This is a genomic window from Amphibacillus sp. Q70, assembly GCF_052055485.1.
Classification (GTDB): Bacteria; Bacillota; Bacilli; order Bacillales; family Amphibacillaceae; genus Amphibacillus.
The window spans coordinates 64,417-79,974 of sequence record NZ_CP197171.1 but is presented as its reverse complement, the minus strand read 5'-3'; the positions used below and the strand labels follow the sequence as shown (position 1 = coordinate 79,974).

15 protein-coding genes are annotated in these 15,558 nt (G+C 36.9%); 9 read left to right on the top strand and 6 right to left on the bottom strand.

From position 1 onward, the window contains the following. Positions 1–4: 4 nt before the first annotated feature. From ACS127_RS00355 to ACS127_RS00340, 4 genes are all read left to right on the top strand, one after another. A complete protein-coding gene (locus ACS127_RS00355; RefSeq protein ID WP_440896493.1) occupies positions 5–1,702 on the top strand; it encodes an FAD-dependent oxidoreductase in 1,698 nt (565 codons plus the stop codon). 98 nt (positions 1,703–1,800) lie between these two features. Continuing rightward, the gene (locus ACS127_RS00350) at positions 1,801–2,586 is read left to right on the top strand and encodes an ABC transporter permease (RefSeq protein ID WP_440896492.1); all 786 of its coding nucleotides are present in this window, start codon (positions 1,801–1,803) and stop codon (positions 2,584–2,586) included. 45 nt (positions 2,587–2,631) lie between these two features. Continuing rightward, positions 2,632–3,636 (top strand): taurine ABC transporter substrate-binding protein, encoded by a 1,005-nt coding sequence (locus ACS127_RS00345; RefSeq protein WP_440896491.1) that lies wholly within the window; start codon positions 2,632–2,634, stop codon positions 3,634–3,636. Between the two features lie 9 nt (positions 3,637–3,645). Continuing rightward, entirely contained in the window at positions 3,646–4,434 is a 789-nt protein-coding gene (locus ACS127_RS00340; protein ID WP_440896490.1) for an ABC transporter ATP-binding protein, read from the top strand. Between the two features lie 101 nt (positions 4,435–4,535). On the opposite strand, the gene ACS127_RS00335 is transcribed toward ACS127_RS00340, so the two are convergent. The 4 genes from ACS127_RS00335 to ACS127_RS00320 form a co-directional block, all read right to left on the bottom strand. Beyond that, entirely contained in the window at positions 4,536–5,255 is a 720-nt protein-coding gene (locus ACS127_RS00335; protein WP_440896489.1) for a hypothetical protein, read from the bottom strand. Then, a complete protein-coding gene (locus ACS127_RS00330; RefSeq protein ID WP_440896488.1) occupies positions 5,245–6,129 on the bottom strand; it encodes an ABC transporter ATP-binding protein in 885 nt (294 codons plus the stop codon). The genes ACS127_RS00335 and ACS127_RS00330 overlap by 11 nt, the downstream gene beginning before the upstream one ends. Continuing rightward, positions 6,126–6,503, bottom strand: a complete 378-nt coding sequence (locus tag ACS127_RS00325) for a GntR family transcriptional regulator (protein ID WP_440896487.1) — start codon at positions 6,501–6,503, stop codon at positions 6,126–6,128. The genes ACS127_RS00330 and ACS127_RS00325 overlap by 4 nt, the downstream gene beginning before the upstream one ends. A 668-nt stretch (positions 6,504–7,171) precedes the next feature. Beyond that, positions 7,172–9,025 (bottom strand): sialate O-acetylesterase, encoded by a 1,854-nt coding sequence (locus tag ACS127_RS00320; protein WP_440896486.1) that lies wholly within the window; start codon positions 9,023–9,025, stop codon positions 7,172–7,174. Positions 9,026–9,196: 171 nt separating this feature from the next. Here ACS127_RS00320 and ACS127_RS00315 point away from each other — a divergent pair, with 171 nt between their 5' ends. The 5 genes from ACS127_RS00315 (at position 9,197) to ACS127_RS00295 (ending at position 13,517) form a co-directional block, all read left to right on the top strand. Then, the gene (locus ACS127_RS00315) at positions 9,197–9,670 is read left to right on the top strand and encodes a CopY/TcrY family copper transport repressor (protein ID WP_440896485.1); all 474 of its coding nucleotides are present in this window, start codon (positions 9,197–9,199) and stop codon (positions 9,668–9,670) included. Continuing rightward, complete coding sequence (gene copZ, locus ACS127_RS00310; RefSeq protein WP_440896484.1) at positions 9,657–9,872, top strand: copper chaperone CopZ; 216 nt, start codon at positions 9,657–9,659, stop codon at positions 9,870–9,872. Before ACS127_RS00315 ends, copZ begins: the two co-directional genes overlap by 14 nt. 18 nt (positions 9,873–9,890) lie before the next feature. Continuing rightward, positions 9,891–12,350, top strand: coding sequence for a heavy metal translocating P-type ATPase (locus ACS127_RS00305; RefSeq protein WP_440896483.1), 2,460 nt, complete (start codon positions 9,891–9,893; stop codon positions 12,348–12,350). A gap of 255 nt (positions 12,351–12,605) precedes the next feature. Then, positions 12,606–12,776 carry a hypothetical protein gene (locus ACS127_RS00300; protein ID WP_440896482.1) on the top strand — a complete coding sequence of 57 codons (171 nt, stop codon included), beginning with the start codon at positions 12,606–12,608 and terminating at the stop codon, positions 12,774–12,776. Between the two features lie 273 nt (positions 12,777–13,049). Next, on the top strand, positions 13,050–13,517 hold the full coding sequence (locus ACS127_RS00295; RefSeq protein ID WP_440896481.1) for a GNAT family N-acetyltransferase: 468 nt from the start codon (positions 13,050–13,052) through the stop codon (positions 13,515–13,517). Between the two features lie 492 nt (positions 13,518–14,009). Here the strand turns inward: ACS127_RS00295 and ACS127_RS00290 are convergent, their stop codons facing one another. Next, entirely contained in the window at positions 14,010–14,135 is a 126-nt protein-coding gene (locus ACS127_RS00290) for a hypothetical protein (RefSeq protein WP_440896480.1), read from the bottom strand. A 140-nt stretch (positions 14,136–14,275) separates the two neighbouring features. Next, positions 14,276–15,409 (bottom strand): GerMN domain-containing protein, encoded by a 1,134-nt coding sequence (locus tag ACS127_RS00285; RefSeq protein WP_440896479.1) that lies wholly within the window; start codon positions 15,407–15,409, stop codon positions 14,276–14,278. Between the last annotated feature and the right edge of the window lie 149 nt (positions 15,410–15,558).

Sequence of the window (15,558 nt, the reverse complement as noted above, 5' to 3'; positions counted from 1 at the left end):
TTTTATGGGGAAAAAAGTATTAATTGTTGGAGGAGTAGCTGGAGGTGCCTCAATAGCGGCACGAGTGAGAAGATTGGATGAATCGGCTGAGATTATTATGTTTGAAAAAGGACCTTATGTTTCATTTTCAAATTGCTGCATCCCTTTCCATTTAAGTGGGGATATTGAGGAGTCTCAAGATTTAGTATTAATGACACCGAATCAATTTGATAAGCAATATAATATTGACGCACGTGTATTCAATGAAGTTGTTGCTATAGATAAAGTAGAAAAAACAGTTGATGTAGAAGATGTTCAAACAGGCAAAATATATAGTGAGAGTTATGATGTTCTTTTCTTATCACCAGGTGCAAATGCGATCTTACCGAAAAGTATTAGTGGAATTAACAATGAGCATGTATTCGTGATGAAAACAATTCCTGATGTGGAATCATTAACAAATTATGCTAAGGTAAATGATGTAAAGGATATTGCTGTTGTCGGCGGAGGTTTTATTGGACTTGAAGTTGCTGAAAACTTAAAATACTCTGGTTATAACGTTACACTTGTAGAAGCACAAGATCAAGTTATGACACCAATTGACTATGACCTGGCACAAATACTACATCGAGAAATGATCAATAATGAGATAAACCTTATTTTAAATGATGAACTTAAAAAAGTTGAAACAGATAAACTTATCCTTGCTTCAGGAAAAGAGATATCAGCTCAAGCTGTTGTTATGGCTATTGGCGTTCATCCAGAAGTGACTTTAGCCAAGCAAGCAGGGCTTGAATTAGGAAAAACGGGAGCAATAAAAGTTAATCATCATTACCAAACAAGTGATCCACATATCTATGCAGTTGGTGATGCGATTGAAACAACATGTTTTACCACGGGTGCAAAGGTTCAATTAACACTTGCTGGTCCGGCACAACGTCAAGCCCGTGCAGCTGCAGACCATGTTTATGGTAGGACTTATACGAATACAGGCGTTATTGGTTCTTCAAGTATTAAAATGTTTAATTTGAATGTAGCAAATACGGGATTAAATGAGAAACAACTTAAAGAAGCTGGAATTGATTATGATTTCTCTTATGTAATTCCGAAAGATAAAGTTGGTCTGATGCCAGATTCAGAAAACCTCTTTTTTAAGTTGATCTTTGCTAAACCATCTGGACAAATACTTGGTGCACAAGCAGTTGGGCGTGGAAATGTAGATAAGCGAATTGATGTAATTGCAACGGCAATCATGCTTCGAGCAAACCTAGAGCAATTAAAAGAATTAGAATTATCTTATTCACCACATTTTTCAACAGCCAAAGATGTTGTTAACCATGCTGCTTTAACAGCTTTAAATATTTTGAATGGTGAATATAAAAAAGTTCGCGTTACCGAAGTACGACAACTAGTTGAGAATAAAGCAATGATCATTGATGCACGAGAAGTAGATGAGTATGAATTAAGTCATATTAAAGGTGCTATTAATATTCCATTAAGCCAATTCCGTGATCGTTTAAGTGAGATTCCTAATGATAAGCCTGTATATATACACTGTCGTTCAGGACAGCGGAGCTATAATATGGTTCGTGCGTTAGGTCAACTTGGTTATGAAAATGTGTATAACATTGATGGTTCCTTCTTAGGCGTGAGTGAATATGAGTACTTTAATGATATCGAATTAAAACGTGAGCCTATTGTGACAGATTATAATTTTAACTAAGAGCTTGATAAAAAAGAAAAATTCAATTTGAGTTTTTCTTTTTTTATCTAAGTCATGTTGGTCTATAGACATAAGGAAAATTAATCGGGGGAAATGAAATGAATGGAAAGAAAGAAAAAAGTCATTTGGAGAGAACCTTAACATTATTAACTTGGTTAATTATTTTAAGCTTATGGTTTATCATTGCAAATATAGAGGATACTTCATCAATTGTTCTACCTTCGCCACAGGATGTTTGGCGGGCATTTATCGACATTGTATCTAATGGCTATAATCAACTTAGTTTATGGGGACATTTGGGAGATAGCTTTGAACGACTAATCATCGCTGTTTTGCTTGCATTGATAACAGCGATTCCTCTGGGTTTACTGAGTGGCTATTTTAAAAAAATCAGCGCTATCATTGATTCAATTGTTCAGTTTTATCGTCCAATTCCCCCATTAGCTTACTATGCTTTACTTATTTTATGGATGGGGATTGATGATGGTTCAAAGGTTACTTTACTGTACTTAGCAGCCTTTGCACCTATTTATATCGCTTGCGTATCAGCTGTCAATAATCTTGATCAAGATTATATTTTAAGCTCCCGTTCATTGGGAGCATCACAAAAGGATGTTTTTTTAAGGATTGTTTTACCTGCTTGTCTTCCTGAAATATTTACCAGTTTACGTACAGCGATGGGCTTTGCATATACAACTTTGGTTGCTGCTGAAATGACTGCATCTACATCAGGTATCGGTTGGATGGTTATTGATGCGTCAAGATATTTAAAATCTGATGTGATGTTTGTCGGGATTATTATTATGGGGCTGACAGGTGTTTTGCTGGATAGTGGTCTAAAGTATTTAGAAGGAAAATTCGTGTTTTGGAAAGGAAAGGCATAAAAAATGAGATGTACAAAGAAAAGTTGCTTTTTCTTGATTGTTCTTGTGATCAGTCTTGTTTTAATAGGTTGCAATAATGAACAATCAAGTATAGCTGAAGGGGAATTACCAACAGAAATAAATATTGGTTACTTACGGGTACCAAATGACGAGATGGTTGCTATGACAGAGGGGTTATTCAAAGAATATTTTGATGATAAAGGAATTAAAACCAATTTTGTTATTTTTGATTCTGGTGTAGATGCAAATAAAGCTCTTTCTTCGGGTAGTATTGATTTTGCTTCAATGGGACATACAAATGGAGTTATAGCTCTAGCCACAGGATTGGACGTGGAACTAATTTGGCTTCATGAAATTTTAGGTGAGATAGAAGGACTGGCCGTTCAAAAGGATTCAGGGATCAATCAGATCGAAGATTTAGCTGGTAAGACAGTTGCGACAACCTTTGCATCGACTTCACATTATAGTTTGCTTCAAATCTTAAATGAGATGGGAATTACAGAGGATGTGGAGTTATTGGATATGCAGACAATGGATATTGTTGCAGCATGGGAGCGTGATGATATTGATGCAGCATACACATGGCAACCATCATTAGGCAGAATTCTAGAAACTGGGAACCTACTTATTTCGTCTGAGCAAGTGGCAGATATGGGGCATAAAACAGCGAATATCACCCTTGCACGTAAAGCATTTTCAGAAAATTATCCTGAGTTAGTTGCTGATGTTATTGCTGCAATGGCAGAGGGTGGTAATCTTTATCGAGAAAATAAGGAAAATGCAGCAGAGATAGTGGCAGAGCCATTGGAAATCTCGGTAGAAGAAGCTTTAAACCAAATGCAAGGTTCTATTTGGCTAACGCCTGAAGAAGAGATAACACAAGAGTATTTAGGAACAAGTGAACAATTAGGTGATTTTGCTAATGTTATGAAAGAAACAGCGGACTTTCTTGAGGATCAAGGATCAATTTCAAATTCTCCAGATCAAAAAATGCTTGATGCATTTATTGAACCAAAATATATTGAAATTTTTCTAGCAAGAGAAGAATAGGGGCTGGAAATGAAAAAAAATACTCCGTTAATAGAAGTAAAAAATCTAACAATGAATTTTGGAAATGAAAAAACCTCGATACCTGCCATTCAAAATATTAATTTGAAGATTGAGAAAGGTGAATTTGTCTGTGTTTTAGGACCATCGGGTTGTGGTAAAAGTACCTTACTTCGTATTTTGGCTGGCTATCAAAAACCCACGAGCGGTGAGGTGAATTTTCAAAATCACCCTATTAATGGTCCGGATTGGCATCGTGGTGTTGTTTTTCAATCTTCAACATTATATCCTTGGCTTACAGTAAAAGGAAACGTAGAGTTTGGTCCTAAAATGAGAGGTCTTAAATCAACAGAGATTGACAAGGTTAGTCATCATTTTTTAACACAAATAGATCTTATCGATGATGCAAATAAAGCAGTTTTTGAATTGTCTGGTGGAATGAAACAGAGAGTGGCGTTGGCTAGGACACTTGCTAATCAACCTGAAATGATTTTAATGGATGAACCTTTGGGAGCCTTAGATGCCTTAACACGTTTAAATATGCAAACATTAATCAGGAAATTATGGAAAGAAAATGAAAATACTGTGTTGATGATCACTCATGATGTAGATGAGGCTTTAGCTTTAGGAACAAGAATTGTTGTTATGTCTAAAAAGCCAGGAATGATTCTTAAAGAATTTAAGGTGGATTATACACATTTAGCTTATAGAACACCTAATAATCGAGTACCAATTAATGATGCATATTTGAAAATGAAAGATGAAATCTTAGATCTCATTAACTGGAATATGAATAACTGAAGAATTCATAAGAAGCTTAATAAACTGAAAATAGTTAAGGGTGAAGCATTATTCACTTCACCCTAATGTTTAATTCCTTCATTCTAGGTTAATTCAGGCTATTACTCAATTTTAATCGGGATTCGTTTAGTGATCAGACGCACAAGCCATAAAGCTAGACCCATTAAAATGAGCGTGATCCCAAACGAATAGAGAATCGGCATGCCATCTAATGAAAAACTGAATGCTTTTGAAAAGAACGGATAGACCATTTCTCCTTCCCATAGCAAATCAATTAACGAGACAAAGCTAAACGCCAGAATAACGAAACCTACTGTCTTCAAGCCACCAAATCGGTAATAACCAACGGCAATTATCCAACCAGCGATATAATAGCTAAGCAAGATTAAGCTTAATGATAAAATTGGAACAAACCAAGTCGATGTTGTATCTAGAAATGAAATCGTTTGTGAATAGGGTTGGTAGCCAATCCATTCAATAACGACTGAAATGATTGATGCCATAATCATTAAACTAAAAGAGACCCCAACTGCGGCAATCATTGTTCCATAAAAGTAATCTCTACGTGTCACGCCGCTCTTTACCATATAACCAAGCAAGGCAAAGCAAGTGAAAAGGGCGACAACGACCAGATAGATTTTTGATGCATTATAGATGACTTCGACAAAATTCCACTGCCCCTCATTCATTTGAGGAATAAATAGGGGGGCAATCAAACTGATTGCAATAACAATCGCTAAATACCAGAGTGACCATTGCATTTGCATCGTATAGAAATCAAATGATAATTTGGCTATATTTGAGTGATTTTTAGGATTCATAAGATCGCTCCTTTTTTGTTAAGTGAATAAATAGATCCTGAAGGGCTAAAGGTCCTATTTCTAAGCCTAATGTTTTAGCTTCTTGTTGTTTAGCTTCATCCATTTCACCATATACCATAATGGATTTGGTTCCACCAAGTTGCTGACTATTTAAGATGTTGAGTTCTGTAGCAAAAGTGTCAACATTTGAGGCATCACCAGTAATCGATACACCACGCTGGATAATTTGATCAAATGCCTCATCGATGATCAATCGACCACGGTCTAAAATTAGAACATGATCAAATAGATAGTCCATTTCAGAAACAAGATGGGTTGATAGAATGAGTGTGCGAGGATGTCGGCTTTGCTCTTCAATGATTTCTTGATAGAAAAGTTCTCGATTAGGTGCATCCATCCCTAAATACACTTCATCAAATATTGTAATCGGACATCTGCTGGCAAAACCTAAGACGATATTTAATGCAGATTGCATCCCTTTTGAAAATTCTTTGATCGGTTTATCTTGAGGTAATTCAAATAACTCCACTAACTTTTGAGCATAGTCCTGATCGAAATTTGGGCGATAACGTCCAACATATTGTAAATAGTCTTTCATTGTTTCATATTCATCACTATAATCTGCTTCATAGACAAAGTTGATTTCAGGCATGATTTGGCTATTTTCGAATGGCTCTTCACCACCTACTTTGATTTGTCCAGATGTAGGAAGCTGAAAAGATGCTAACAGAGAAAGTAGTGTCGTCTTTCCAGCACCATTTCGTCCAATTAATCCATATGTTTTTCCTGGTGTTAAGGCAAAAGACACATGATCAAGTGCCTGAAAGTCTCGATATGACTTAGAAACATTTTCAAATATAACGTCAAGACTCATTTAACTTCACCTTCCTTTACTTTATTAATCATTTGGCTAAGTTCTTTATCCGTTAAATTTAATTTATTAGCTTCCTGAATCATCGGTAAAACAAATGCATCGGCAAATTTATTTTTTCGATCTTTGAGAAGTATTGCTCTTGCTCCGTTTGCTACAAACATGCCAATCCCCCTTTTCTTGTAAAGAATACCTTCATCAACTAAGAGATTAATTCCTTTCGATATTGTCAGATGATTTACTTTATAAAAATGCACCATTTGCGTCGTTGAAGGAATTTGTTGATGTTCAGTTAATTGTTGATTAACAATTTGATCTTCGATTTTTTCTTTAATTTGCATAAATATCGGTTTGCTATCGTCAAATGTTTGAGTCAATTAGTCCCACCTCCAGCAAAAATTTCGTTTATGGTTATATAGTTATGTATATAAGTATAATAGATGAAAATGAGATGTCAAGTGGATTTGTTTGATTTGTTTAAATATAGGCTAATTTTTTACTTGAAGAAGTACGGGGAAAGGGACTTTGATCTATTGGGTATTCAATATGTGAGATTGTCAGCTCAAGTACCTATCCCGCCTTTTGGATAAACAAACTTGTGAAAAACTAGATAGAGTAGTTCTATCCCTCATTTCAAGGAAAACTTTAAGTTGAAAAGTCGGATAGAGTAGTTCTATCCCTCATTTCAAGGAAAACCTTAAGTTGAAAAGTCGGATAGAAAGGTTCAATCTGACTTTTAGGAATTTTGTCATTATAAAACGAAACTTCAATCAGTGGGAGTTGGACCTACAGGATGTAGGTCATGCATATGGTTACTCGTCCCACCGTAAAGATTTGCGGTTACTCGCCCCATCGAAACCTGTTGTTGCCCCGAGTTTTACGGACGGTTATCTGTGATAAAAACCGTATAGAGATATTCACTTCATAGTCCAATGAATTTTTGTAAAAAACATTATTTTTATGCATTTGAAGATAGCAAATTAAAACATAAAAAAAACTAGCCTTACTCCTCAAGGATCGAGTGAAAAGGCTAGTTTTAATCAAGTCATTCCGTTTCTGTTGTAAAGGGTGAGGCGGGTAAACCTTCTTTATTATATAGATTAGCTTGTTCAGGATTATCTGCCCATGCATAGCGCACATGTTTAGGGCTTTTAATTTGTGAATGTGAGACGATGACTTTATTTTCTATCCGCCGTGCTTGTGCAGGTAAGAATTGCTTATCTGCTCCAGCCATAGTAAATCCATTTAATGCGTCACCTCGGATGGCTAAACCAGATCCAATATGATCGAAGGTGATTTCAATCGTATCATTATTTATTTGATGTGACTTATACAGTGGACCCATGTATTCAATTTTTTGCTTGTAGGCAAGGACGTTGGCACACTTTGCTAAGCGTTGACCCACTGTTTTCTTATCTTGTGGGTGCAGGTCATTATATTCACCGACATCAATGGTAACAGCCATTGCAGTATTTTCAACTTGTAACGACTGACGTTGTTCATCTCGTAACATCGCCCAATGACTTTCCTGCTGATCTTCACCCGTCTCTAAATTAGCCAGCTGCGTAAAGATAAACGGGAAATCACCGATTTGCCAATTTTGCCGCCAGTCCTCAACGAGTTTTTCAAATAATTTGTGATAGCCTTTTGGTTGATGAGTATTTGTCTCACCTTGATACCAAAGTACACCCGTTATGGGGTAGTTCCCGATAGGAGCAATCATTTCATTGAAGAGCCCGGCAGGATTATTTCTGAAAAAGGTGCTCGGAATTAAAGGCTTTGTGATTGTTCCAATACGATACTTCCAAGAACCTATTAAGGAAATGTTCTGCTTATCTGTGATCAACTGATAAGGCATATCAGTTATAAAACCACCAGTTGATTCTGTACTGATCACGCGAACGGTAATCGTATTTTTTCCTGATTTTAATATCCCTTTTGGAATCTGGTAACGTCTGGGCGGATATTTATAGCCTGTTTGCCCAACTAAATGTCCATTGACATAGGTTTGATCAGCATCAACAATGGTACCCAGTTTTAACATCGCTCCCTTTTCAGTTACGGAATCGGATAGTTCAATCGTTTTTTGAAACCAAACAGCCCCTTTAATTTGTTCAAGCGCCGTATCTTGCCATGAATGGGGTAGAGCGAACGTCTGCCAGTCACTTGTATCAACACTTGGATTGAACCATTTTTCAAGCAAGCCCTGATCATTGCGGTCGAGTTGTTGATGCCATTGTTGCTGTCGTTCTTCCTCTTGTTTAATTGTCTCTTGAATCCAATCGTCATTTTTACTTTGATCAAGCACTTGATTATAAGTCCCCAATTGACGCAGTGTTTCTTCACGCATCCATGCTTCAATTGGCGTTCCACCGACAGCTGTTTGGATCAAGCCAATGGGAATGTCGTGTTCTTGATAAATTTTTTCGGCAAAGAAATAACCAACAGCACTAAAGTTAAGCACATCTTCTGCAGCTGCTTTTAGCCACTTTCCTCCTGATAGCTGTTTCTTTGGCTGATGAAAGTTATAATTTTGAGGGACACTAAACTGTCTAATTTGTGGTTGATTAACCATTTTCATTTCTTCAGAAAATAAATCAAGTGTGCGATGGACGGGTAATTCCATATTGGATTGACCACCTAGAACCCAGACATCTCCGACTAGAATATCGCTAATCCGTTTTTTCTCAGTTCCGATAATCTCCATTTGATAGGGACCCCCTGGTTCAGCTGGATCAAGGATAACTGACCAATTTCCATTTGCTGAAGTAGCCGTTGTATAGGTTTGCTCTAAAAAAATCACCCGAATGGTTTCGTTTGCTTGATCTCGACCTGAGATGATTATCGGTTGATGGCGCTGGATAATCATATGGTCGTTAATTAAACTGGATAATTCCATTTGACTCACCTCAGGCTGATTATATCATAGGGAAAAATCAACTTTATGAGTAAAGTAAATGAAAAACATAAGAAATAATATAATTTGACTTGACATTTATCGTTTACGGTTGTAAACTAACGTTAGTACTAATGATTACAAATGTAGTCAACGAGAAAGTGAGGAATGAATATGACTGCCGAAATAGATTCGAAAATCACTGAATCAGAGTGGGAAGTTATGCGTGTAGTTTGGGCGCATCAACAAGTAACCAGTAAAGAAATCATTCAGGTTTTAGAACAGAAAAAAGCTTGGAAACCTGCCACAACAAAAACGTTTATTGGAAGACTTGTAAAAAAGAAAGCTCTTAATACCGAAAAGATCGGAAATAAATTTCTATATTCAACCGACCTAAATGAGATTGATTTTGTAAAAAACATGTTAAGTGAGTTATTTGATAATGTTTGTAATCGGCAAAAAGGCGGTATCATGGCTTATCTACTCAATGATTCTGTGTTGAGCTTTGATGATATTAAGGAAATAGAGACAGTTCTTGAGAAAAAACAAGCAGAGGCTGTTGACCAAGTACCTTGTAACTGTGTGCCGGGTCAATGCCATTGCCATTTAAAAAATGAAGCTGAGGAGAATGAAAATGGAAAAAATTAAACTAAATATATCAGGAATGAATTGTAACCATTGTGTTAATCGCGTGGAAACAGCCCTTAAAGAGCTTGAAGGTGTTGAGAAAGTAAAGGTTAACCTAAAAAAAGGCACTGCCCAAGTTAAATATGATCAGGCTGTTCAACAAGTCAATCAATTAACTGAAGCAGTCAACCAAGCAGGGTATCAAACTGAATTGATTCAGTAAGATGGAGGAGTGATAGTCATGGCGAAAAAAACATTTGATATAGAAGGGATGACCTGTGCTTCTTGTGCCCAGACGGTTGAAAAAGTAACCAACAAATTACCGGGTGTTGGGTCAGCTCAGGTCAATTTAGCCACTGAAAAGCTAAATATTGATTTTGATCAAGCTGTTCTTTCAGTGCAAGATATTCAAGAGGCTGTGAGTGAAGCGGGTTATAAAGCACTGACCAAAACAGAAAAGAAAACTTTTGCGATCTCGGGAATGACCTGTGCTTCCTGTGCGCAAACCGTTGAAAAAGCGGCAGCTAAGCTTGAAGGTGTTCGTGAATCCCGGGTCAATCTTGCGACAGAAAAATTAATGCTAGAATATGATCCAACTGTTCTCGCTGTTTCAGATGTGACCCAGGCCATTGCAGATGCTGGTTACCAAGCAGAAGAAGATGTCGATGCTTCAGCAGATTCATATCATGACGCAAAAAATAAAAAAGCTGAACAAATGCATGCGATTTGGCGTCGTTTTTGGCTCTCAGCAATATTTACGATTCCATTATTTTATATCTCAATGGGGCATATGGTTGGACTTCCTGTTCCATCAATTATTAACCCCGAAATCCATGCGCTTAATTTTGCGATTGTACAATTGATTTTAACGGTGCCCGTGATTGCTCTAGGTTGGAGCTATTATACAATCGGTTTTAAATCCCTATTTAAAGGGCATCCCAATATGGATTCCTTGATTGCTCTTGGAACAAGTGCTGCTTTTATTTACAGTGTTGGAGCAACAATGGTGATCTGGAATGGTGATCCAAGTTATGCTCATGAATTGTACTTTGAATCTGCTGCGGTTATTTTAACGCTCATTACGCTAGGGAAGTATTTAGAAGCACGTTCAAAAGGAAAAACGTCTGAAGCGATTGAAAAATTAATGGATTTAGCACCTAAAACAGCAACCGTCATTCGTGACGGGCAAGAAATGGAACTAGGCATTGATCAAGTTGTTGTTGGTGATCATATCATTGTTAAACCCGGTGAAAAGATCCCGGTCGATGGCACGATTACTGAGGGGAGAACGTCTGTTGATGAATCCATGTTGACAGGTGAGAGTATCCCCGTGGAGAAAAATATCGGCGATTCAATGATCGGTGGTAGTTTTAACAAAAATGGGACGGTTCAATATCAAGCAACAAAAGTGGGGAGTGACACGGCTTTATCTCAAATTATTCAGTTGGTTGAAGATGCACAGGGCTCAAAAGCACCGATTGCTAAGCAAGCAGATATTATCTCTGGCTATTTTGTTCCGATTGTGATTGGGCTAGCGATTGTATCAGGTCTGGCATGGTATTTTTCAGGTCAATCTGGAATCTTTGCTTTAACCATTGCCATTTCTGTGCTCGTCATTGCTTGCCCTTGTGCTCTTGGTTTAGCGACACCTACTGCCATTATGGTAGGTACAGGGAAAGGCGCTGAACATGGTGTACTCATAAAAGGTGGGGAAGCACTTGAAACGACGCATAAAGTTGACATGATTGTTTTTGATAAAACAGGGACGATCACTGAAGGGAAGCCTGTTGTAACAGATATCGTACCGATAAGTGAAGTCAGCGAAGAAGAATTACTTGCTTTAACGGCTTCTGCTGAAAAAGGTTCTGAGCACCCATTAGGCGAAGCAATTGTTAGAGAAGCAGAGACTAGAGAATTTGCTGCAATGGATGTGCAAGACTTTACAGCGATTCCTGGTCGTGGGATTGAAGTAATGATTGAGGACAAAAAATTATTGGCAGGAAATAAAAAATTGATGGATGAACGTCAAATTTCCTTAGCCGATTTATCAGAGCAATCTGACAAATTAGCAAATGAAGGAAAAACCCCAATGTACATTGCGATTGATGACAGACTTGCTGGGATCATCGCTGTCGCAGATACCGTCAAAGAGAATAGTGCCAAAGCGATTGAGAGATTGCATCAAATGGGCATTGAAGTGGGAATGATAACAGGTGATAACAAGCGAACCGCAGAAGCGATTGCCAAACAAGTTGGTATTGATCGTGTGATGAGTGAAGTTTTGCCAGAGGATAAAGCAAATGAAGTTGAAAAACTTCAGGGTGAAGGCAAAAAAGTAGCAATGGTCGGCGACGGAATCAATGATGCACCAGCTCTAGCACAGGCAGACATCGGCATTGCCATTGGTTCAGGTACAGATGTTGCGATTGAATCTGCCGACGTTGTTCTAATGAGAAGTGACTTGCTCGATGTACCGAGTGCCGTTGAATTAAGTAAGTCAACCATTCGAAACATTAAAGAAAATCTTTTCTGGGCTTTTGCTTACAATGTTTTAGGTATTCCATTCGCCATGGGGGTACTCCATATTTTTGGCGGTCCATTATTAAGCCCAATGATTGCAGGAGCAGCGATGAGTTTTAGTTCTGTCTCCGTTCTCTTAAATGCGCTCAGACTCAAACGATTTAAACCTTCACGCGGATAATTTTTTGAAGGGGATCAATCGATCTTGAATCAAGAGCTCGAAAGTATAATTGTTGTATGAAAAATAAATTTAGTATATTTGTTCAAGATTAACATATCTTTTACAAGCAAACGGTGAAATTGCCATGGATGGCGGTTTCCTCGTTTGTTCGTGAATCCTTTCAGTAAATAATTTATCCAATGGTATAATGGAGTTAAGTAAATATTGAGGCGGCATTTAAAATGAGTGTTACGTATGATGATCTAAAATAGCTAATTGACTTTATTCAATGAAGAAGATACAGCAGAGGTATATGATTTTATTAGTTATTTAAATATGAAACGGAAAAGAGAAGCCATTAAACAAATGGATTTAGCCCCTTTTTCAAAAGATAAGAGGCTTATCCATCAAATACAGAAAAGTCAGGGAAATCGTGTCAATGGCTAGATATATGATCAAGGGCTAAGGTATTTGTAGAATAAAATCAAGGAGTTTGAAACTGAATAAAACTTATAACATTTATTAGTCTCAAACTCCTCTTGATGAATTAAGTCATATCCTGGTATAGCCTCTAAAAGTTAAGGAACGAATATATTTAGGTGTTTATAAATGTTTATTAGAAGAGAAAATAACATGTTAAAAAGCGGAGACTATAGAAATGGTCATTCGCAGGACATTTAGTATTGTAAAATAGCATCACTCAGCTCAAAGGTGGTATTTATGACTTATAAATTTGAGATTATGCATCAAGAACAAGCAGAAGAGATTGCATTTGGATGGCATTATGATGGAGAGTATTCTTTTTATGATATAGAAGCTGACAAAGAAGATTTAGAAGAATTTATAAATCCCAATATACGTAAGGAATCTTTGTATTCAGTTACTATGGGTAAAGAATTAATTGGTTTTTTAAATATTAATCAAGAAGATGTTCGAACATTTGAAATAGAATTAGGAATGAGACCAGATTTAACTGGTAAAGGTGAGGGATTGAAATTTCTAAAATCATGTATAGACTTTGTAAAAGGCAAATTTAATCCAGAAAAAATAACATTATCAGTAGCAATCTTTAATCAAAGGGCAATAAAAGTTTACAGAAAAATAGGATTTAAAGATACTCATACTTTTATGCAATCTACGAATAATAGCACATTTGAATTTTTAAAAATGGAGTACAAATATCATTAATATTATATAATCAATCAAGCTTAGCGAAATGCAATCAAGTTTGGCAAAATGCAGTCAAGTTTGACAAAATGCAATCAAGTTTGGCAAAATACAATCAACTTTCGCAGAATGCAGTCAAGTTCAGTGATTTTATATCAGGTTTCACCTAATTCTATTCTAGTATCAGCCACCTTAAGAAATGGAAAAGTTTATACCGTGACGAGAATGACAAAATCTAGAAAACGAACTCTGAAGCCTGTTCGGTCTGGAGCGTCCATTCCAGCCCATTTTGATAAGGGCTTTCCTAATAGAAAAGCCTGTTATATGGGAGAGGGGAAACTGTGCGCTTTTTGAAGAATATAAGCTATACCGAATCAAAATGAATTATAATGGAATGAAAGTAAAAATTAATCCTGTGAATAAGTGCACTTATTCACAGGCTCGAAATGCAGGATAAAAAAACATGTAAAAACGCCTGGAATATCACAAGAGGGCTGATAAATCATAAGATTATCAGTCCCCACGTCTATTACCAAGCGTTTTTTCTATGATGTCTAGCTTCAAGCGCCAAAAACTAAGTGATTTCACGACACGCTCTACGATAAAGAAGACTTGCTGATTGACGACTGTCAGAAGCATAGTAGTCCTCCTGATGCCTTTAGACGAAAGGCAATATCGAGATTCCCACCGTCGTCGTGTTTCCTTTATCACAAGTTTTACCGCCCCCAATCACTACGTTTTTAAAAGGAAGCTGTGCGCTTTTCGTTTAGAGTGAAAAGTTAGTTGACATCTGAATCATCAACTTCTAAAGTTTCTCCTTCTTCTAATTCAATGTGTCCACTAGTATAAGGCTCACCTTCAACTGTTAATAAGACATCGTTAACTAAATAATAATCTCCAATGGTATTCACAATTCCTTGTAAAATGAGCATCTCTATTCCGGAACCAGCATTCATCTCTGTTATAAGTTCTTCAGTAAAGTCAATATTTGCAATATTATTTTCATCTAGGAACATAAAATTAATCTCAACATTTTCAGTAAGCAGTGGCATATCTTCCGTTTCAGGTATCTCTCCACGTAAAGCACTAGCAAGGGCTAGTCTGGCAGGATCATTTGTATTTAATGAAAGTTCTGCTTCAATCTCATTTAATCCTGATGCATCTTCATTTAAACTATATAAGGTGACAGGAAGAATCTCTGGGGTATCTTCATGGATTTCAGCAAGTGTAGAAGTGACTTCTTCCATCCCTTCTTCTTGCGGGTAGGAAACGGTGTGTACGAGACCGACGCCTTCTGCATAATAATTGACAACTTTATAACCATCCAAGATTCGTGTGACTTCAAGTGCATTATAACTTCCAGATGGAGTATCTATCTCAACATCTAATCCTGTGATTTCGTATGATGCTCCCGTTTCACTTTCCCAAGAATGTCCTTCTTCAATTGGTAATTGTAAAATCGTTTCCGTCTCTTCTGAGCTGGATGGATAGCTAGTATCAATGAAATTTTCCCTAAAATAAGTTTCTTCGCGAGAAAAAATTCTTACAATTTCATCATCACGATACTCGTAAATTTGGGCGACAGTTGTACCCCCAGTAGCTTCTGTGACTTGGAACGTATTTTCAGCAATAAATTGTGGTGTCCATTCAAATGAAGCAAATTCTATGCCCTCCCCTTCATAGACATAATGAACATTTTCTAGAGTCGGGAACCAATCTTCTAGGTTTTGTGAGACTTCTGATTCATCTGGTTCTTCTTCAGGTTCTTCTTGATTTTCTGTTTCTCCCGGAGGCGTAGGATCTTCCTCAGGTACCTCGGCACCGTTCTCTGCATCATTATTTCCACAAGCCGCTAAAAGTAAAGCTGATATAAAAAGTACAGCTAAATGTTTTAATAATCGTTTATTATTCAATTTTAATTCTCCCCTTTATACTATAAATTTTATCCTCTGAAGATTCAATTTACGTTTACCCATATTGTCATTGTTTTGAGTATCCTCTTATAAGATATACCCACTATACCTATGTAATACACATCCAAAATTAATCATCCCGAATTACT

Bases quoted from the DNA above. Each gene is read 5' to 3' on its own strand.
- copZ (WP_440896484.1), top strand. From the start codon at position 9,657: ATGGAAAAAATTAAACTAAATATATCAGGAATGAATTGTAACCATTGT.
- ACS127_RS00340 (WP_440896490.1), top strand. From the start codon at position 3,646: ATGAAAAAAAATACTCCGTTAATAGAAGTAAAAAATCTAACAATGAAT.
- ACS127_RS00320 (WP_440896486.1), bottom strand. From the start codon at position 9,025: ATGGAATTATCCAGTTTAATTAACGACCATATGATTATCCAGCGCCAT.
- ACS127_RS00315 (WP_440896485.1), top strand. From the start codon at position 9,197: ATGACTGCCGAAATAGATTCGAAAATCACTGAATCAGAGTGGGAAGTT.
- ACS127_RS00295 (WP_440896481.1), top strand. From the start codon at position 13,050: ATGACTTATAAATTTGAGATTATGCATCAAGAACAAGCAGAAGAGATT.
- ACS127_RS00290 (WP_440896480.1), bottom strand. From the start codon at position 14,135: ATGCTTCTGACAGTCGTCAATCAGCAAGTCTTCTTTATCGTAGAGCGT.
- ACS127_RS00335 (WP_440896489.1), bottom strand. From the start codon at position 5,255: ATGAATCCTAAAAATCACTCAAATATAGCCAAATTATCATTTGATTTC.
- ACS127_RS00350 (WP_440896492.1), top strand. From the start codon at position 1,801: ATGAATGGAAAGAAAGAAAAAAGTCATTTGGAGAGAACCTTAACATTA.
- ACS127_RS00330 (WP_440896488.1), bottom strand. From the start codon at position 6,129: ATGAGTCTTGACGTTATATTTGAAAATGTTTCTAAGTCATATCGAGAC.
- ACS127_RS00355 (WP_440896493.1), top strand. From the start codon at position 5: ATGGGGAAAAAAGTATTAATTGTTGGAGGAGTAGCTGGAGGTGCCTCA.
- ACS127_RS00305 (WP_440896483.1), top strand. From the start codon at position 9,891: ATGGCGAAAAAAACATTTGATATAGAAGGGATGACCTGTGCTTCTTGT.